This window comes from Prosthecobacter sp., from assembly GCF_014879935.1.
In the GTDB taxonomy this organism is placed as follows: domain Bacteria; phylum Verrucomicrobiota; class Verrucomicrobiia; order Verrucomicrobiales; family Verrucomicrobiaceae; genus Prosthecobacter.
In genome coordinates this window covers 1-18,713 of sequence record NZ_JACSRD010000118.1, presented here as the reverse complement: position 1 = coordinate 18,713, position 18,713 = coordinate 1, and the positions used below count along the sequence as shown (strand labels likewise).

Annotated in this window: 12 protein-coding genes and 1 tRNA gene; 5 read left to right on the top strand and 8 right to left on the bottom strand. The window is 63.8% G+C overall.

Annotation, left to right across the window (positions count from 1 at the left end; translation table 11 throughout):
• Positions 1 to 310 precede the first annotated feature (310 nt).
• The 3 genes from IAE77_RS08820 to IAE77_RS08810 form a co-directional block, all read right to left on the bottom strand.
• A complete protein-coding gene (locus tag IAE77_RS08820) occupies positions 311 to 3,922 on the bottom strand; it encodes a TonB-dependent receptor (RefSeq protein ID WP_294224871.1) in 3,612 nt (1,203 codons plus the stop codon).
• A gap of 251 nt (positions 3,923 to 4,173) precedes the next feature.
• Positions 4,174 to 4,249 (bottom strand) — tRNA-Lys (locus tag IAE77_RS08815).
• A gap of 83 nt (positions 4,250 to 4,332) precedes the next feature.
• Positions 4,333 to 5,376 (bottom strand): alpha/beta hydrolase, encoded by a 1,044-nt coding sequence (locus IAE77_RS08810; protein ID WP_294224869.1) that lies wholly within the window; start codon positions 5,374 to 5,376, stop codon positions 4,333 to 4,335.
• Between the two features lie 274 nt (positions 5,377 to 5,650).
• Here IAE77_RS08810 and IAE77_RS08805 point away from each other — a divergent pair, with 274 nt between their 5' ends.
• Genes IAE77_RS08805 through IAE77_RS08785 form a run of 5 tightly spaced genes read left to right on the top strand, consistent with a single transcriptional unit; the run spans position 5,651 to position 16,829 of the window.
• The gene (locus tag IAE77_RS08805) at positions 5,651 to 10,423 is read left to right on the top strand and encodes an autotransporter-associated beta strand repeat-containing protein (protein WP_294224866.1); all 4,773 of its coding nucleotides are present in this window, start codon (positions 5,651 to 5,653) and stop codon (positions 10,421 to 10,423) included.
• Positions 10,424 to 10,462: 39 nt separating this feature from the next.
• Positions 10,463 to 13,216, top strand: a complete 2,754-nt coding sequence (locus IAE77_RS08800) for an autotransporter-associated beta strand repeat-containing protein (RefSeq protein WP_294224863.1) — start codon at positions 10,463 to 10,465, stop codon at positions 13,214 to 13,216.
• Positions 13,146 to 14,840, top strand: coding sequence for an autotransporter-associated beta strand repeat-containing protein (locus IAE77_RS08795; protein WP_345780971.1), 1,695 nt, complete (start codon positions 13,146 to 13,148; stop codon positions 14,838 to 14,840). Before IAE77_RS08800 ends, IAE77_RS08795 begins: the two co-directional genes overlap by 71 nt.
• A gap of 42 nt (positions 14,841 to 14,882) precedes the next feature.
• Positions 14,883 to 15,692 carry a polysaccharide lyase gene (locus IAE77_RS08790; RefSeq protein WP_294224860.1) on the top strand — a complete coding sequence of 270 codons (810 nt, stop codon included), beginning with the start codon at positions 14,883 to 14,885 and terminating at the stop codon, positions 15,690 to 15,692.
• A gap of 30 nt (positions 15,693 to 15,722) precedes the next feature.
• Positions 15,723 to 16,829 (top strand): alpha-hydroxy acid oxidase, encoded by a 1,107-nt coding sequence (locus tag IAE77_RS08785; protein ID WP_294224857.1) that lies wholly within the window; start codon positions 15,723 to 15,725, stop codon positions 16,827 to 16,829.
• Positions 16,830 to 16,858: 29 nt separating this feature from the next.
• On the opposite strand, the gene IAE77_RS08780 is transcribed toward IAE77_RS08785, so the two are convergent.
• The 5 genes from IAE77_RS08780 to IAE77_RS08760 are packed head-to-tail and all read right to left on the bottom strand — an operon-like array spanning position 16,859 to position 18,623.
• Positions 16,859 to 17,332, bottom strand: a complete 474-nt coding sequence (locus IAE77_RS08780) for a hypothetical protein (protein WP_294224855.1) — start codon at positions 17,330 to 17,332, stop codon at positions 16,859 to 16,861.
• Positions 17,329 to 17,595, bottom strand: a complete 267-nt coding sequence (locus IAE77_RS08775; RefSeq protein WP_294224853.1) for a hypothetical protein — start codon at positions 17,593 to 17,595, stop codon at positions 17,329 to 17,331. Before IAE77_RS08775 ends, IAE77_RS08780 begins: the two co-directional genes overlap by 4 nt.
• Positions 17,592 to 17,942 carry a winged helix-turn-helix domain-containing protein gene (locus IAE77_RS08770; protein WP_294224850.1) on the bottom strand — a complete coding sequence of 117 codons (351 nt, stop codon included), beginning with the start codon at positions 17,940 to 17,942 and terminating at the stop codon, positions 17,592 to 17,594. The genes IAE77_RS08775 and IAE77_RS08770 overlap by 4 nt, the downstream gene beginning before the upstream one ends.
• A 7-nt stretch (positions 17,943 to 17,949) precedes the next feature.
• Positions 17,950 to 18,291 carry a DUF5615 family PIN-like protein gene (locus IAE77_RS08765; RefSeq protein WP_294224847.1) on the bottom strand — a complete coding sequence of 114 codons (342 nt, stop codon included), beginning with the start codon at positions 18,289 to 18,291 and terminating at the stop codon, positions 17,950 to 17,952.
• A complete protein-coding gene (locus IAE77_RS08760; protein ID WP_294224845.1) occupies positions 18,288 to 18,623 on the bottom strand; it encodes a DUF433 domain-containing protein in 336 nt (111 codons plus the stop codon). The genes IAE77_RS08765 and IAE77_RS08760 overlap by 4 nt, the downstream gene beginning before the upstream one ends.
• Positions 18,624 to 18,713: the final 90 nt, after the last annotated feature.

The window sequence follows — 18,713 nt, the reverse complement described above, 5'->3', positions numbered from 1 at the left end:
GTTTTCGGCGATCTTGTCACAAACCCGCCCCGCGCGGGTATCCGGCGGCAGGAGGCTCTTCCCCCATGAAAACGAAGCCGCATTCCACCTGTTCCCGCTTTCTTCAAACATCCAAACCTCCCCGCCCGCTTCTGGGGCGAAGGCGAGATTAACTGCAACTAGTGCGACGTGGCGAAAATCACCATCGCGCTATGAGACGCGCACCGCGCGCGGAGACTGGGACAAAAGACGATGAGAAGGAAAAACTCCCAAGCTACGCGCTGCTGTCCGGAAATGATGCCGTTCGGCCCGAGAACCACAAACGCACCGGTTAAAAACTCAGCCGGAACCTCAACACAAACGTCCTCTCTCTCGCAATGTCCGACCACGGATTCAGCGGGCTGAGTTGGTAATTTTGATCGGTCAGATTCAGCACGCCGACGCTGAATTCGCAGAGGTTACGGTTGAAACGATAACCCGCGAAGGCGTTGAACTGCCAGAAGCGATCTCCAACTCTGGGGCCGACACCGGAGTTCGGATCATCGCGAAGGCTCTGCGCATAAAAATTAGCCTCCATGCGGGCGAAAAAGCCGCGGGGGGAGTTGTAGTTCGCGGATAGGCCGAGCTCATGCAGCGTGGCGCGGTCGGTGAGCACGCCATTCGCCGCACCGAAGGCTGCGAGGTCGTGCATGGTCGTGCGCAGCTCGGATTCCGTCACGCGATACAGGCCGCCGAGCGCCCAGCGTTTGCCCACGAGCTGGTTGAGCGTGAATTGCAGCGACTGCTCGCGATACGACAGGCTCTGCCGCGTGCTGCTCGGGAAATACGCCGGCTCAATGGGGAAGACGCCCGGTGAGAAGCCCGTGAACGCGCCCACCACGCGATCCACGTCTTGCTCGATGATGTTTCCGGTGAGGCCCCACCATGTCTTCGTCGGCAGCATGCCTTCGATGCTCAGGCCGATGTTTTGAAAACGCGGCGTCTCTACCGAGCCCGCGAGGCTCTCGGAAATCACCGTGCGGTAGCTTTGATTGAAACCGGCGATCTGCACCGGCTCTAGGCGCACGCTCTCGTCATACGTCACGCCGCCGAGGCCCTGCGTGAAGGCCCCGCGCACCTGCACCCAGCGCGAGGGATTCAAGATGAAGCCCGCCTTTGCCGACACGCGTTCATTTTGTGTCTGCGCACCGCTCGTCGGCGGATTGCGGAAGTTCAGCGGATGGTCGATGCGGTCCCAAGACACCCCGCCGATGAGCGTGAGCCACGGCTTCGGCTGCCAGTAGTCATACGCATAGAGGCTCAGACGTTGGAAATCGACCACGTCCGTCTGCTGGAAGGCTGGCGTGGTAAAACCACCGGCAAAATTCGGTCGGATCACGCTCAGGCGCGAGGTCGTCTCGAACTCGCCATCCTGATAACGCACACCCGCCAGCAGGTTGTGGTTCTTGATCTTCTGGATGTGCATCATCTCCGCCGTGTAGATCTCAAACTCACGCCGCGTCTGGAAATCAAACGGCGTGGCATTCACGCCAAGAATATTGCCGGAATAAAGGAAGGGCTGCATCGCCGCCACCAGCTCAGGCGAGTGGATCAACGTCTCGCCATCCACGCCGAGCGTGGAGGTAAAGGCTGGATTTGAGAACACATTGAAGAAACCGACCGTGGTGACCACCGCAGGATTCAAAACGGCCGAGTCACGCTCGATGAGGAGCTGATTCGCACGCGGATCACGCAGGCGCTGTGTCGCGCTGAGGCGACCAGCGAGGAACAGCGTGTGCGAGCCGGGTCCCCAGCGGTGATTCCAACCTGCGAGCAGCAATCCAGGCTGCTGTTTCTCATCAAAGAAGAGATCCGGAGCCAGCGGCGTGTTGTTGTAGGTCTCAAAGGTGTCGCCGCTCTCCTGTTTCGACATTTTGCCGAGGAAGTAGAAAGTATCATCGCTCGTCGCCTGCCACTTCACCTGCGCGTAGAGCTCCTGGATGCTCGCTTCGTTGTTGATGCGCGTGCCGTGCGTGTCCCGCAGCGAATAATCGAGGCCCCAGCTCCAGTTTCCATGCGTGCCGAAGACGGATGCCGAGCTGCGCCACTCGCCCGTGCCGCGATACTCGCCCGCGATGCTCGCGCCGATGCCGTCCGCCTCCAGCAGCTTCGAATACTCCTGCTGCGACACATATTGCGAAAGCGGCCCGCCGCCCACTGGCGAGAGCAAGTTCGCCAGCAGCAGTTCATTGAACCACGGCGTCTCATAGCGCAGAGCGATGCGCTGTGGATCACGCAGCGAGTGAAACGCGTTCGCGAGGAACAGATGCGCTGACGCATTCGTGAAATCGCTGTCCACCGCACGCGCGGCCTCGCGCAGCGCCACGGCATCCATGCCGTTGTTGCGGTAGATCGCCGCGAGGTTCGCGCTGCGCACGGATTTGTCCTGATCGAGCAAGAACTCGCTGCGATACACGCGGCGGTTGTCATTCAGGTCGATCGACTTCTGCAAATCCTCGATGGCTTCGTTGCTGCGGTTTTGCTGCTGCTTCTCGATGGCGCTGTACAGCCAGGGCGTCGGGTCATTCGCGTCGAGATGCTGCGCGAGTGCCAGATCCTTCTCCGAATCATCACGACGACCTTCCACGCTGAAGGCCTTGCCGAGATAGCTGTGATAAATCGACATCAGCGGCTCCACCGTGGCCGCCGTTTGCAGGTCCGCGCGACCTTCCGCGAGGTGGCCTTGCTTGATCTTCGTCAAACCGAGCCCCAGCCAGCCATTGCCGAGTGCGCCATCGAGCTTCGTCGCCGTTTCAAAGGCCTGCTGAGCCTCCGTGATGCGATTCCGCGCACTCAGCACGAATCCACGCAGCGCATGTGCCTGCGCATTGCGCGGCGTGAGCTTCAAACCATTATCCAGCGCCTCCAAAGCACGCGCCGCACGGCCAAAAGAAAACTCCAACTCGCCGAGTCGCGTCCACGCATAGCCATTCTGCGGCGAAAGCCTCACCGCGAGCCTTGCCGCCTCGCGTGCACCTTCGAGGTCATGCTGAGATTGGCGGTAATAACTCTCCGCCATCGCCTCCGAAGCGGTCGAAATGGCTTCGAGAGGCCAATTCGCCGTTTTTTCGTGGTTGACCGCCAAAACGAGTTTTTCGAGCGATTTGCGAAAAGGGCTCGAAACCGGCATTTTCGCCAAAATCGGCCTCACCTCGTCCAAACGGCCCACCGTGAGCAAAACCGATGCCTCCAGAGCCAGCGAGCTGCCATTCGGCAACTCCAACGCCGCGAGCAAATCGCCTTCCGTGTAGGCCTGCAGTGCCCTTGAGGCCTTCAAGGCATCACCTTGCCCATTCGCAGCCTCAAGCTCTGCGGGATCGATCACGGCGGGATAATAAAGCGCCCATTGCAGGATGTTCTTCGCCTCCAGCACGGCGGTCTTGCGTGGTGCCGCGCCTGCGACCGCCTCCGCCGCCTCGCCTGCGCTGATTTCCACGCGCCCGTGGGCATTGCTGACATCCACACGCCCTTCGAGCACCTGGTAAAAGGCCTTTCCGCCTTCCACTTTCACAAACAGCTGCGTCCCGCGCAGCGCTCCGTTCGCCGCGGGCGTTTTGATGTCGATCTCACCGCTCTGCTCGCGGCTGAAGATGAAAAGCGCCCCGCCGCCGAGATCGAGCCGCGGCTTGCTGTCATCCAGCAGCGACGGGGAAATCTCCACCGTCGTGAGCTGCTCCATGCGCATGTTGTAAAGCCCGGTGAGCTGCACGGTGGCCCGGCTCTTGCGTAGCGTGCGGATGCGGTCCTGGATGGCGAGCCGCTGCTCCGCCTGCGCGGCAGCCCAGGCACCGGCACTTTTCGCGGCTTCCACCTTGTTTTCGACTGAGACGATTCTGGCCTCCTGGCCGGCGACAATTCCCGCAAAGCCCAATAAGGCAACAAGGCAACGGATGAGTATTTTCATGGTCGTAGTCGCCGATACCCGTGTGGTCGAGAAACGCAACAATGCGAAAATGCCTGAGGTTCCGTCGGACTTCATGATACTACGCGCCGACCATTATCCGTTCGATGCAGGCCGAGAAGCGGGTTCGCCCTGGCATGGGGACATGAGTTGAGGCGAATTGTGTCCGGAAAATCTCCGGGTGAAAAATTCTTCCCGAACAAGCTGCTGCGCCATCTCATTCTGGAAGCCTTGATTTACAAGGCTTTGAAAGGTGGTACCCCCGCTAGGACTCGAACCTAGGACCAATTGATTAAGAGTCAACTGCTCTACCAACTGAGCTACGGAGGCGTTTCCTGTGGTGAACCAACAGGCGTCGGTGAAGGGCGCGAGTAATAGCCGACTCCGCCCGCCGTGCAAGCAGGTTTTGCCACTCAGGGCGAAACTTTCAGGTGCTGCAGAAGGAAGGTGATGGCGTCGGGTTTCGGCTCCGGCGCGTCCTGCAGGACGATGCACGGCACGCCCTCGGCGGAGCACTCCTTGTGCACCTCCCGGGCATGGTGGATGCAGTGCAGCCACTCGCCACGGTTCGTCGGCGCCGGAACGACTTGGGCGTTGTTCAGAAACAGCGGCGGATCGTCTTTCGTGATCCAGCCGAGCATGTCGCATTCCCGCAGCACCGCCTTGCCGCGGTCCGTGGCAAAATCGGCGATGGAGGAGAGCCCGTAGAAGAGCGCTCCCTCGGCTTCGCTCGTGTTGAACTCGGGTTTCACCGGCCCGAGAAACGTCTGCCAGCGCGTGAGGTCGTAAGTGGCCTGCGTGGCGTTGCACACGGCGCAGGAGAGCCGCGTGGATTCACGCAACACCGGATCTTCAGCCTTGGGATCGGCCATGTCGTCGCGTGTGGCGAGCCAGAGCGAGGTTCCAGCGCCCGCCGAGCCGCCCATGGAGGCAAAGCGGGCCTTGTCCAGCTTCCATTCGGCAGCCTTCAGCCGCGTGAACTGCACCGCGCGGGCGCAATGCCTCAGGATGTCCTGGACCGGCATGGAATCGAGGAAGGGATAGTTCACCGCCACGCAGGTGACGCCTTTGGCGATCAGCTCACCCATCTGCTTGTCGCTGCCCCAGCGGCTTTTGTCGCCGTTGCGGAAACCGCCGCCGTGGATCGCGAAGACGACCGGCGTGGGCTGTTCCGACTTCGCCAGATAGACGTCGATCCGGTCGCGCTCATGCGTGCCATAGGCCACATCGGTGAAATCCGGCTTCAAGGCGTTCTTTCCCGGATTGGCAGGAGCTGTCGGCTTCTTCCTCATCTTGGCGAGGTAGGCGCGGCCTTCCTCCATGGTGAGGATGCCATCCTTGTCGGTGTCAGCGTCAGGGTAGCGTTTCAGCCCCTCGCGCAGCATGTCGTTGTTTTCAGACGTGATCTGGGCCGCGACGGTGGCGGCCAAAGCGAGGAAGAGGACGGCGCGTCGCATGGTGGTGCGGGAAGAATGCCCTCACCGGCCCGCGCCTGTCAAGACAGCACGCACAATGCGCCCTGATGCCGCTTCAATGGCAAACCGTAGCGGCATCTAAACCGCGCTCCTATTCACCCGGCATGAGGCGGGAGGTACTCTCAGGACGTCTAGAATCCGCCTGTCACGACCGCCGGGTGTGCGTCCGCGCCATTGCTTCCCCTCATGAAGAAACGCGGCTGGCACCCGCCTCACAACACCCCTCGAAAGGCACCGAGAACGCCCTGAACTTAAGATGACACCCCCAACCACCCTTCCTCTCCGCCTCGCTCTCCTTTCCGCGTTTCTCGGCCTGTTCGCAGGCGGCCTGCACGCCCAGACGCCAGGCCAGGACGGTGACTGGAATGTCAATGCCAGCGGTGACTGGAGCACCACCTCGAACTGGACCGCGCTGAGCCCGGGATCGGACTATCCGAGCGGCGTCGGAGCCACCGCCCTCGTCATCCAGGGCATCAACGGCACGCGCATCATCAACATCGATGTGCCGGTCACTTTGGGAACGCTGTTTCTCGGCGACAACAACAACACCAACGCCTTCGTGCTCGGCAGCGGGCCAGGAAGCGGAACGATCGTGTTCGACAACGGCGGTGTGGGCAATGTGAACAATGGCGGCGAGCTCGGCGCTTACTTCAACCACAACTCCGGCACCACCGGCCTGAGTCCGAACTCCAGCGACCGCATCGACGCCAACGTGACGCTGAATGACGCGCTCACCATCGACTCGGACATCAACCTCGAGTTTCAAGGAGCCTGGAACGGCACGCAGGCCGCCATCGATGGCGGCACGGGTCTCGCCAACAGCATCACGCTGCTCAATTCAAACACCGGAAGCGCCTTGAACAACATGCGCTTTTACTGGGACGCGTCCGCAGGCAACTTCGGCACCTTCACCGGCTTCAGCACGCTCGACATCGTCAACGGCGAGGCGCGTTTCGACGGCGCGGCCGGTGTCGCGGATTCGCAACTGATCGGCGCGGCCACGATCAATCTGGGCAACGGCACGCTGCAGACGGACCGGCGCGTGTTTCCGCGGCTTTATCTCGTCAACACCGAGACCAGCCAGACCGCCACGCTCAATGTGAATGGCGGCTGGCTCATCAGCGATCTCGGCAGCCTGGTCACCATCGGCGCGGGCCAGGACATCTGGAGCGGCAGCATCAACTTCACCGGCGCGGCGAACACGAACATCTTCGACGTGAACGACACCAGCACCAGCAACCGCACCTCGCCGGAGGAGCACTACGTGTCCGGCGCTGTCGGCGGCACCGGCGGCTTCAGCAAGGTGAACACGGGCACGCTGGTGTTCACCAATGCGAACAACCTCATCGAAGGAAACATCTATGTGCAGCGTGCCGGGGACGACGTGGCGGCGCTGGGAGCCGCGGGCGGCTTCGTCTTGTCCGGAGACGGCCGCCTCACCTACTCCGGCGCTCCATCCACGATCGTGGTCAGCCGTGACGGCAGCTTCTACCTCGACAACGCCGGCACCATCGAGACCGACCGCGTGGCGGACACGCGATCCCTGACGCTGCGCGGCCAGGGCCGCCTGCGCATGATCGGCAACGCCGCCGCAGCCGCGTCGGAGACGCTCGGCGCCCTCTTGCAGGACACCGGCTCGGGAAAGGTGAACTTCGACCTCGATGACACCACGCCACAGGACGTTTTCCTCACTTTTTCGTCCTACACGCGGAACGCGGGCTCCATCACGCAGTTCCAGGTGCTGGACAACACACCCGGTGCGTTCGGCTCCTACACTTCCGGGAATGCTCGCCTGTTCATCGCCGACGCCGGCGCCACGGCGTTGATCAAAGGCGGAGGCGGGGTGAACGGCTCCACGAACAAATCGATCGTCATCGGCGCCTTTGGCGGGGTGAACAATGTGTCGAACCACTTCATGACCTTCGACTCCGTCGCCACCACGGAGCTGCGTCCGTTGAAATGGGACGGCACGCAGGCCGGTTCGGAGTATTTCCTCACCCGCGACAGCCTCACCACGCCGCACAGCATCACGCTGGCCGACCTCGGCACGCTGGATCAGAACGTGCTCATCAACTACAACGTCAATATCGATGGCGATGTGGACTGGTATGGCACCCGGCCGGTGAACATCCAGGAGAACCTGGCCATGAACTCGCTGCGCTTCGGCACGGAGACGCCCACCTCCATCGTGAACACCAACAACACGAACGAAATCGGCTCCGCGCTCGTCCTGGCGCCAGGCGTGCATGTTTACCTGGGCGATTCGCTCGCCGCGAACACCGGCCTCTCCGGCAACACCGACGGCTCCGGCATGATTCTCTTCGCCCGTGCGGTGGATGGCTCCACGCCGGGCAGCACGCAATACATCGCCGGCGGTGTGCTCGACTTTGGCAGCCGTGAGATCATCCTGGTCAATGAGAGCGGCAACAGCGCCATCATCCGCTCCAACATCGTCGGCAGCGGCGGCCTGACGAAGGCGGGATCCAGCACCATCTATCTCGACAACTCGAACAGCTACACCGGCGTCACGAACATCGCCGAAGGCATCCTCGATCTGCGCGACCAGCATGCGCTGGGCAACTCCAGCCACGTGAACATCGAAGGCTCGGGCCAGCTTTACCTCGAACTCGGCACGAACGTCGTCGAAACGGCCTCCGGCGGGGCCGCGCCCGACCTGCACATCGGTGCCATCGACGCCTCCCGCGTCGTCCTTTACAGCAACAGCGGCAACAACTCGTGGGGCGGTGACGTCATCATCGACGCTGTGGACGGCCTGGGGAACTGGGTCTTCACCTCCCGCATCTCCGTCAACGCCCTCGCCACCTTGAACCTCAATGGCGACGTCTATGGCGACGACGTGGCCAATCCCATCAGCACGGACACGGCTTTGAACGACGCGCGCCTCGTCTCCACCATCGGCGGCAGCAGTTCCGGCGGCGTCATCAACCTCAACGGCCGGTTCCGGGACAACATCAACGGCGGCATCGGGGAGACGGTGACGCCCGACAACGAAAACAAGCTGCTGCGCTTCCAGATCGGCGGCAGCAACGAACTCGTGGTCAATGTCCGCCAGCAGTGGGACTCCGCCGGCCGCATCATGATCGAGCAGGGCATCCTGCGTTATGAAGGCGACGGCAACTTCTACACCGCGGCCGCCTCCTTCACCGACACGGCCAACGGCCAGAGCGGCATCGACATGAGCGGCAGCGCCGGCAGCTCCTCGAACAACAACAACTCCACCTTCAACACCGCCATCATCCTCACCAAGGACGGCCAGGCCCTGAACATCGGCCGCATCGACATCGGCGGCGACGGCACGAGCAACTTCAACGGCCGCGGCAATGTCATGCTGGCCGGCACGAACGCCTCCGGCACCGTCACCTTTGGCAATGGCACCGAGCGTGTCGTTTACAACGGTGCCAGCGCTGCGAACGCCTACGTGCGCGATCTCACCGTGTATCAGGCCGCCGGCGGCACCATGGCGCTGAACTTCCGGCTGGATGACACGGACGTGGACACCGTCTCCTCCTTCACGAAAATCGGCCGCGGCGTGGTGAACTACAACAGCGCGGGCACCACCGATGGCGATGTCGAGCAGCTCAACATGTCCGGCGGCCTGCTGCGCCTGACGAACTACGGCGTGAACACCGGCCGCCGCTTCGACACCGGCGCGAAGCTCATCCTGGCCGGCGGCGGCATCGAAATGGATGCCACAGGAGCCATCGCGGCCGAGACAGCCAACTACACCGCCCAGGCGCTGCTGACCGCGACGCTCGCCCAGACGATCGAAACGCTCATCGCTCCCGGCGGCACGGATGTGATCGTCACCGCGGGCGATTTCAATGCCACGATGAACATCGGCTTCGACACCGCCACGCTGGTGACGCGCCAGTCGGGTGGCACGGTGAATTTTGTCGAAAACACCACCGGCACGGGCACCGCCTCGATCACGCTTCAGGGCAGCAGCGGCCTGCCGGGAGACGATCTCGCCATCGCCTGGGCCACCTACGGCAATTCGTACACCTACAACGCCGCCACGGCCACCTACACGGTGAACGCGCTCGACTTTGCCATGACCACGGGCGGCAATGGCAGCCTCACGCTGTTCGCCGGCGCGGGCCGTCAGAATGAAAGCGATGTCAGCCTGTGGACCACCGGACTCGATGTGAGTGAGAATGGCACCGGCTTCAGCGGCCTTGCGTCGGTGCCGGTGAATACGCTGCACTTCGACTTCGATGGCAGCGGCAGCGTGGATGCCACCAACGGCCTCGAAGTGACCAGCGGCGGCATCATGGTCAGCTCGGAGGTGCTCACTGGCGCGAAATCGATCATCAACGGCACCTTGCAGGCCGGTGCGGACGCCGATCTCATCATCCACCAGTATGGCGGCGGCACGATGACCATCAGTTCCGTCATCCAGGACAATCCCGGCAGCACCACGGGCAATGCCTTGGTGAAAACCGGCTCGGGTGTGCTGGTCCTGTCGGGCGCGAACACCTTCACCGGCCGGACTTTCCTCAATGGCGGCACTTTGAGCGTCTCCAGTGATGCAAACCTCGGCACCGCCCCGGTCGCACCCGTGACGGATGGCCTCCACATCAACGGCGGCATCCTCGCCACCACCGCGGACATGACATTGGATGCGAACCGCGGCATCACGCTCGGCGGCAATGGCGGGGAGGTGAACGTGGCCGCAGGCACCACGCTGACCTTCGGCGGTGTGATCGCCTCCGAGGCCAATCTGATCGCCGACTACGCCAGCTATCCCGCCGTGGGCCGCATCGACAAGACCGGCGCGGGCACGCTGCTCATCACCAACATCAACAACTCCTACAATGGCCTCACCGAGGTGAAGGAAGGCACGCTGAAGTGGGAAGGCACCACCACGAACAGCGGCACGCGCACACCCTTCGGCTCCAACAACGCGTTTCTCGACGGCACCATCGTCCGCAGCGGCGCCACGCTGGCCATCCACCCCACCAGCGCCAGCAACTCGGGCACCGCGCTCACGCAGGCCCTGCAGGAGTGATTCATCTTTGAAGGCGGCAGCATTCTCGACCTCGCGCCGGTGAACACCGCGGCCAATCCGCACAACAACAACATCAGCCTTCGCGGCGTCATCCAGATCGACAGCCTCGGCCATGCGGGAACTCCGGACGGCTTCCAGACCGCCGGCTCCATCGCCGGGGCCATGATCATCAACACCGTGCGCGGCTCGAATTACTTCAATGATTCAGGCGGTTACATCACCGGCGACGGCGGCATCACCAAGGTGGGCGCGGGTTATCTCGGCCTGCGCGAGAACAACCCCGAATGGACCGGCCAGATCATCGTCAGCGAGGGCCAACTGGAGCTCTTCAGCGCCGGTGATGTCGCCGGAAAAGGCACGCTGCCCATCATCCTCGGTCACAACCTGTTCGCCGAGCAGGCGGGGGAATACGTCACCGGCAACAGCACCGTCACGCTGACCTATCGCGACGAAGGCGGCTACCGTGACGTGGCTTCCATCACGCAGGACATCATCGTGCGCAATGATGACGGCGCGGGCTCCCAGACCAAGCGCATCGGCGCGCGTTATCTGGCGGAGGCGGATGTGGTGAACTACAACGGCTCCCTCACGCTGCGGGATGACGTGCAGTTCTTCTACCAGGACGACGCGCGCGACATCACCGCCACCACCAGCAGCGGCAGCACCCGCAATGACACCCGCGCCATCGGCGCCCTCGAGAACTCGGAGACGGTCTTCATCAACTTCAACGGCGACATCATCGGCGCCGTGGGCAATGACATCACGCTCTCCATCACCCAGGGCGGCAGCGCCAACATCATCAACGGCAGCATCACCAGCCCCTTCGATGACCTCGTGCTACGCCCTGTCTGGGGCCTGAACGGCGACAACTCGGGCTGGGCCGGCAATCTCATCATGGGCAATGCCACGTCAGATGTGGACACGCAGCACATTGTCAGCATCGGCAGCTCCCTCGGTTTGAGCGCCCGCAACGATGTCACGATGCGCAACAACGCCACGCTCCAGACCTCGGGCAACAACATCACCATCGGCAGCCTCATCTCCACCGGTGCCACCGTAGACACCTACATCGAAAACGCCGCCACCACCGCCGGCTCCATCACCGTCACGCAGTCGGTCGATTCCGTCGTGGCCGTCATCATCCGCGACGGCCTGAACTTCTTCGAACTCCAGCCCGGGGAGATCGACGCGGCGCTTTCCTTTGTGAAAGCAGGCACCGCCGCGCTCACCCTGACGATGGGGAACACCTTCACCGGCACCACCACGCTTTCCGGCGGCACGTTGCGGCTCGCCTACGCTGCGGACAGCTCGATGCTGTCGGACTCCGCCGCGCTCATCCTGAACGATGGCATTCTCGACCTCGCGGGCACCGTCGCTCATGAGGAAGTCGTCCTCAGCACCACGATCAACGGCACCGTCGCCATCGAACGCAGCGCCGGCTCCTCCATCATCCACTTGAACACGATCACGCGGAACGCGGGCTCCCTGCGCATCTCCGCCGACAACATCGCCACCACGGACAATCTGAACGTGAACGGCATCCTCGGCGGCTGGGCCACAGCGGGCGGCAGTTGGGCCACCAATTCGACCAACGGTCCGGATGGACTCATCGTCGGACTCAGCACTTTCGATCAGGACATCGACCGGCTCGGCGGTGGCACCGGCACGCAGACGATTGTGAACGCCCCCACGGACAATGTCCGCATCATCGAGGCCGGCAGCACGGTGAATCCGGTCACGTTGGCCGCTCCCGGCACCACCACGATCTACACGCTGCTTCAAGGCGCGGCCGGAGGAGAGGCCGTGGTGGACATTGGCGCCGGGAATGTGCTGCGCATCGCCACCGGCGGCGTTTTGCAGCCGGATGGCAGTTCCGCGCTCACGTTCACCGCGAATGGCACGCTCACCGCCGGCGCGGCGGACAACACGACGGCGACGATGTTCCTCCAAAATCAGGATTCCACCGGCACGCAGCCGCTCACCATCGGCGCGGTCATCGCTGACAACGGCACCGGCATGGTCAATGTGCGCACCACCGGCCCGGGCACGACCGTGTTCGCGGGCGCGAACACCTACACCGGCGGCACGCGGGTCGGCTCCGGCATCCTCGCGATCGGAAACGGCGGCAGCACCGGAACGCTGGGCTGTGGTGAGGTGATCGTGGAAGGCTCCGCGATTCTCGCCTTCAACCGCTCCGACAGCGGCCTCGTGGTCTCCAGCGTGGTGACGGGATCGGGCTCCGTGGTGCAAAACGGCTCCGGCACCACCACGCTGGCCGCCGCGGCACCGTTGAGCACGCTGAACTTCGTCGCCGCGAACGGCACCCTGGCCGCCAGTGCGGACAATGCCATCAACACCACCGGCAGCCTCGTCTTCGGGGCCACCATCGGCTCCGCCACCGTCGGCACTCGACGCCGGCATCTTCAAGCTGGGCGACATCAACACCGGCACCACCTCCGATCCATCCTCCGCGAAGCTCGCGATCAACAACACCATCACCGCCCGCTCGATCAAGATCGGCGATGGCAGCGGCGGCAGCTCCACCCACACGCTCACGCTCGGCAGCGGCACGAACGTCTTCAACGCGGACATCTTCAACATCGGCAGCGCCCTCTCCGGCGTGCGCTCCAGCGGCGTGGTGCAGTTCGACCCCGGCGACACCACCGGCACCTTCAGGTTGCGCGGCTCGGACGGCCAGGAAGACAGCCGCGCGCTGGTGAACATGGTCAACACCATCGGCAGCACCGGCACCACCATGAACGCCACGCTGAACCTCGCCGGTCATGTGTCTGATCTCAAGATCAGCACGCTGACCATGGCCACACGCACCGCCAACACCGGCGGCACCAACGCCACGCTCACCTTTGACCGTGGCACGTTGGACATCTCCACGCTCGTCATGGCCGGTCGCAGCGGCTCCGGCACCGGCGGAGCCACGGCCACCGTCAATCTGGGCGACAGCGATCCCGGCGGCACGCCCTCCGTGATCATCGGCTCGATCGAAATGGGCACGAACAGCGGCAGCGGGGGCACGGTGAACGCGGATCTCAATGTCACCGGCGGCAGCGTCATCATCGGCAGCGGCTCAGGCACCGCCATCAACATGGCCAGCGCCGGCACCGGCCGCACAGTGAACTCCACTATCGACCTCACCGGCGGCACCGTCACCGTGACGGGCGACATCGTCCGCACCGGCGGCGCAGGCACGGAAAACGCCACGCTCACGCTCGATGGTGCCACGCTCGACATGACCGGCCACGCCATCGGCACCGCGACGGAGGTGCTCACCTTCGTCGCCGCCTCCGGAACGCTGCAAAACGTGGCCGAGCTCAATGGCGGCGGCGGTTTGACCAAGACCACCCCCGGTTTGCTCATCATGGACGGCGTGAACACCTACAGCGGCGTCACCACGGTCTCCGCCGGCACGCTGCAGTTCGCAAAACAAACTGCCTTCTACAACAACACGCCAGCCAGTTGGACCGCCACGAACCTCGTCGTCGAATCCGGGGCGACGGCCGCCTTCAATGTCGGCGGCACAGGTGAATTCACCGCTGCAGATCTCGATGTGATCAAAGCGCTGGGCACCGCATCCGGTGGATTCAAGGACGGCTCCTCACTCGGCATCGACACGACCAACGCCACCGGCACCTTCACCTATGCGACCGCCATCAGCGACACCAATGGCGGCGCGAACAGCCTCGGACTCACCAAGCTCGGCACCGGAACGCTGGAACTCACCGCCGCCAGCACCTACAGCGGCCCCACGCTCGTGGATGGCGGGGTTCTGCTGGTGAACAACAGCACTGGCTCCGCCACCGGCACCGGAGCCGTCACCGTGAATGCCACCCTCGGCGGCACGGGCGTCATCGGCGGTGATTTGATCGTGAACAGTGGCGGTGTCGTCGCTCCCGGCGTCGCTGCGGAGGGTCTGCTCACCGTCGGCGGTGATCTCACGGTCAGCGCCGGCGGCACGCTGCTCATGCAGCTCGGCAGCGCCACCTTGAACGATGAAGCCTCCATCCGCGGCCATGAAAACAACCTCGGCTCGATCAATTCGACCATCATCGACGGCTGGGAGGCGGCGAACACCGTGTCCCTGCACGACCACCTCGTCTCCAACGGGCCTTCCGCGCCGGAGTTCGATGGCGTGTTGAAGCTCGACTCCACCTTCCTCAACGGCTACACGCCCGAGTTTGGCGACGTGTTTGACCTGCTCGACTGGGCGACCCTTTCCAGCAGCATGACCGGCACGGCCAGCTTTGACTTCAGCGGTCTCGTGCTGGGCACCGGGCTGGCCTTGAACACCGACCTGTTCGCCAGCCACGGCATCATCGTCGTCGTGCCGGAGCCGTCACGCGCCGTGCTGCTGCTCATGGCGCTCTGCGCCCTCGCGTTGCGCCGCCGCCGGACCGCGTGATTTCACATGCGGCGCCGGCATCACGGTGTTTGTTCGCGGCGCATGCGCCTCCGCCACATTCTGCTTTGCCTGCTGGGCTCCGCCTTCGGTCTGTTCGCGGCCGATCTGCCGCTCTCCGTCACCTTCCACGGCGCTCCCGGCCCTTACACCAAGGCGCAGTGGAAGGCCGACTGGCCTGGGTGCGAGTTTGAAGGCGGCGTGAATGACGGCCGCTGCGAAGTCGTGGAGCACGATTCGCTGAAGTGGCTGCGCGTGAACTTCGCCACCGGCCAGATCGGTCCGGAGAAAGGCGGCGCGGGCTGGCGCTGGCCCATGGGACGGCATCAGAAGGCCGAGCTGCATTACACCCTGCGCTTCAGCAGCGACTTCGACTTCGTCAAAGGTGGCAAGCTGCCCGGCCTCTGCGGCGGCCCCGAAAACGTCAGCGGTGGACGGCCTGCGGACGGCACGAACGGCTTCTCCGCACGCCTCATGTGGCGCAAGGACGGCCGTGGCGAGGCCTACGTGTATCACAAGAACCAGAAGGGCGATTATGGCGACAGCTTCGCCTTTCCCACCGACTTCCGCTTTCCCACCGATGCCGCTGTGAAAGTGCGCATCGCCGTCACGATGAACGCGCCCGGCCAGCGCGATGGCACCCTGCGCGTGTGGACCACGCTCGAAGGCCAGGGCCAGCGCCTCATGGTCGAGCGCACCGACATGGAATGGCGCAGCGTGGACAGCTTCGGCGTGGACGGCCTCTACTTCGAGACCTTCCATGGCGGTGGCGACTCCTCCTGGGCCCCCACGCGGCCCTGCTGGGTGGAGTTCACCGGCCTCAGCGTCACCAAGGCCGCCCCGGTGAAGCATTGACCGGCCCGCAGCCCCCTTCGCCTCCGCCCCATGTCCTTTCCGCTGCCACCGCTCACGCAGATCCCGCCCGATGTCGTGGCGCTCGCCGATTACGAGCCGCTGGCACGCCACCACCTCGGCGAAAACGCCTGGGCTTACTTCTCCGGTGGTGCCGCCGATGAGATCACCCTGCGGGACAACCGCAGCGCCTTCGACACCCTGAAACTCGTGCCCCGTGTGCTGCGGGACCTGAAAGGCGGCCACATGCGCGTGGAGTTGTTCGGCCGCAGCTTTGACCATCCCATCCTGCTCGCCCCCATCGCCTACCATCGCCTCGCCCATCCCGACGGGGAGCTGGCCACCGTGCTCGGAGCCTCGGCGATGAAGGCCGGCATGGTCGTCAGCACCCGCGCCACGGTGCCGCTGGAAGACATCGCCGCCGCGGCGGAGACAGCGCTCTGGTTCCAGCTCTACATGCAGCCGGATCGCGGTTTCACGCAGGAGCTCGTGCGCCGGGCGGAGAACGCGGGCTATCAGGCGCTCGTGCTCACCGTGGATGCCCCGCTCACCGGCATCCGCAACCGCCAGCAGCGGGCGCAGTTCCGCATGCCGGACGGCATCGAGGCCGTGAACCTGCGCGGCATGCGCCAGCCCGACCTCCGCCCTCGCATGGCCGGGGAGAACGTCGCCTTCGGCTCCCTGCTCGACGACGCCCCCACCTGGGACGACTTGGACTGGCTGCTGAGCTTTACCAGACTGCCCGTCCTGCTCAAAGGCATCCTTTCTCCCGATGATGCGCACCATGCGATCCAGCGCGGCTGCGCCGGAGTCATCGTCTCCAATCACGGTGGCCGCATCCTCGACACCATGCCCGCCACCATCGACGTCCTGCCGCAGATCGTCGAAGCCGTCGCTGGCCGCGTGCCCGTGCTCCTCGATGGCGGCATCCGTCGCGGCACCGATGTGCTCAAAGCCATCGCCCTGGGGGCCAGCGCCGTCCTCGTCGGCCGCCCCTGCCTCTTCGGCCTCAGCGTCGCCGGTGCCATCGGCGTCGCCCACGTGCTGAACATCCTCCGCGCCGAGCTCGAAGTCGCCATGGGTCTCACCGGCTGCGCCACCCTCGCCCAGATCCAGCCGTCCATCCTCTGGCGGCGGTGAGAGAAGATGCTGCCTGCGACGGAAGCGCCTCAGCCGAAGACCACCTGCCGGTGTCTCGACGGCTGGTAGTCGATCTTCAGGTCCTCGCCGTCCCACACTGCCTCCCCGGACTCCAGCCGGTAATTGTCGCCCTGGTTCCAGCTCGTCCCCACGAAATCCTCGATCAAATCCTTCACCAGCACCCGCTCGCCCGGCTGGAGGTCCGGCGGGATCAGGTAGGCGGCGAACGGCTCTGGAAAGGCATGCGGGTAATACTCCGTCCAGCCGATCACTTGTGTCCAAGGTTCGGCGAAGTGGCAGGAGCGGAAATCGCCCACCACCTCGATCTCACCGGTGGCCTGATTCTGCCACACGCTGAACTTGCTGTGAATCTTCTTCGAGGGCTTCACCGGCCGCACCAGCGGGCGGAAGCCCGCCTTCGCCGCCTGGTTGATCGCGGCTTCCGTCCGCGCGGTCTTGATCACCCGCAGGCGTTTCTTCTTTGGTGCTTCGTCGGCTTTCATCGTTGGTAGGTCAGGGTCAGGTTCTCTTGAGAAAGGTTCACCTTCAGGCAGGCCTGCGGATTCTCCGCCATCAGCGCCAGCAGCTCCGCCTCCGTCCGCAGCGCCGTGTCCGTCACCGCATGCTGGCAGCGGTCACAACGCCGCGCCGCCAGATCCTCCGTCGCCTCCAGCTTGCTCCAGTCCACCTGGAACGCGCAGGCCAGCCGCTTGATCAGACGGCCGTCATCAGTGAACAGGCGGTGGGTGTGTGGGTTGAATTTCATGCCCGGAACGTTTGAGGCTTCACGTTCGGCGAAGTAATCCTCATCCGCACGCTCTCGGACAGGCTGGTGGGTTTCGTCGCCCGCAGCTTCTTGCCTTCCTCCGTGATGAGCAGGATGCCGCGCTTGGTGTCATCCACGAGGCCCGCCTTGCGCAGATGAAAGCCAGCCCAGCCCGTGCGATGCCGCACCACCGGATAACCGATCGGCAGCACGGCACTGCGTTCCTCGTCCGTGAGCTTGAAAGCATCCGCCAAAGCATTGGCAGCCTCAGCAAGCGCACGCTCCATGCTATCTCCGAGCAACTGGAGTAGCGGGATGCGCCAGTGGGTGACGGGCGGGATGGGCATGGCATCGTTATTGGCCTCGATTGACTCGAATCAGCAGACCTTTAAGCGAGTTCACCGCTTGCAGTTGGTCATGCACCTTGACCGCCAGGGCTGGAAAATCGGGATTGTCGGTGCAGACGATGATGCCTTCGTGTTCGGGGTTGAGCCGGTGCAGACGGATGAAGTCCTGCCGGTTGTGCGTGAGCACAGCCCGCTTTTCAGCGATGGCAAAAGCGAGAACTTCCTCGTCCGGGATGCCTTCGTTGGCCCTTCCTGCGTCACGGGTTGTCAGCACATCATGTCCTTTTTGGCGCAGAGCTTCGACCACTGGCAGCGGGAAGTTCTCGTTGGAATACAGCCGGGCGGTCATGATTCATCTCCATTGGCCGCGATCTCCCGGTTCATCTCCTCCCGATGCGAACGCGCGTAGTTCCACGCGTTGGCGAGGTCCTCGGCATTGAGCGAAGGATAGGCAGCCAGCAGCTCAGCGTCTGTCTTGCCGCCGCGCCGCAGGGATTCCAGCAGCCAGACAGGAATCCGCGTGCGGATGATCCGGGCCGCACCACCGCAGACATTCTCCTGAAAGTCGATGCCAGGATGCGCATCCGCAACGTCCAGCGCCACAAGGGTGAGGATGCGCACTTGATCGCCCTTGGGCAGGTGCAGCACGGCGTCACGGATCGAGTCAAAGCTGGCAGTCATGAGCTGATTCTATCACAGGAGCTCAGATTGGGCAGTCGTCTTTTCGATCCATCAAACACTCGCCCCGTAGTGCGCGTCCAGCTTCTCGTG

What these genes read in the sequence shown, in the direction of transcription:
- IAE77_RS08795 (WP_345780971.1), top strand. Translation starts at nt 13,146, where the DNA reads ATGGTCAACACCATCGGCAGCACCGGCACCACCATGAACGCCACGCTG.
- IAE77_RS08760 (WP_294224845.1), bottom strand. Translation starts at nt 18,623, where the DNA reads ATGACTGCCAGCTTTGACTCGATCCGTGACGCCGTGCTGCACCTGCCC.
- IAE77_RS08780 (WP_294224855.1), bottom strand. Translation starts at nt 17,332, where the DNA reads ATGAAAGCCGACGAAGCACCAAAGAAGAAACGCCTGCGGGTGATCAAG.
- IAE77_RS08775 (WP_294224853.1), bottom strand. Translation starts at nt 17,595, where the DNA reads ATGAAATTCAACCCACACACCCACCGCCTGTTCACTGATGACGGCCGT.
- IAE77_RS08820 (WP_294224871.1), bottom strand. Translation starts at nt 3,922, where the DNA reads ATGAAAATACTCATCCGTTGCCTTGTTGCCTTATTGGGCTTTGCGGGA.
- IAE77_RS08785 (WP_294224857.1), top strand. Translation starts at nt 15,723, where the DNA reads ATGTCCTTTCCGCTGCCACCGCTCACGCAGATCCCGCCCGATGTCGTG.
- IAE77_RS08765 (WP_294224847.1), bottom strand. Translation starts at nt 18,291, where the DNA reads ATGACCGCCCGGCTGTATTCCAACGAGAACTTCCCGCTGCCAGTGGTC.
- IAE77_RS08770 (WP_294224850.1), bottom strand. Translation starts at nt 17,942, where the DNA reads ATGCCCATCCCGCCCGTCACCCACTGGCGCATCCCGCTACTCCAGTTG.
- IAE77_RS08790 (WP_294224860.1), top strand. Translation starts at nt 14,883, where the DNA reads ATGCGCCTCCGCCACATTCTGCTTTGCCTGCTGGGCTCCGCCTTCGGT.
- IAE77_RS08810 (WP_294224869.1), bottom strand. Translation starts at nt 5,376, where the DNA reads ATGCGACGCGCCGTCCTCTTCCTCGCTTTGGCCGCCACCGTCGCGGCC.
- IAE77_RS08805 (WP_294224866.1), top strand. Translation starts at nt 5,651, where the DNA reads ATGACACCCCCAACCACCCTTCCTCTCCGCCTCGCTCTCCTTTCCGCG.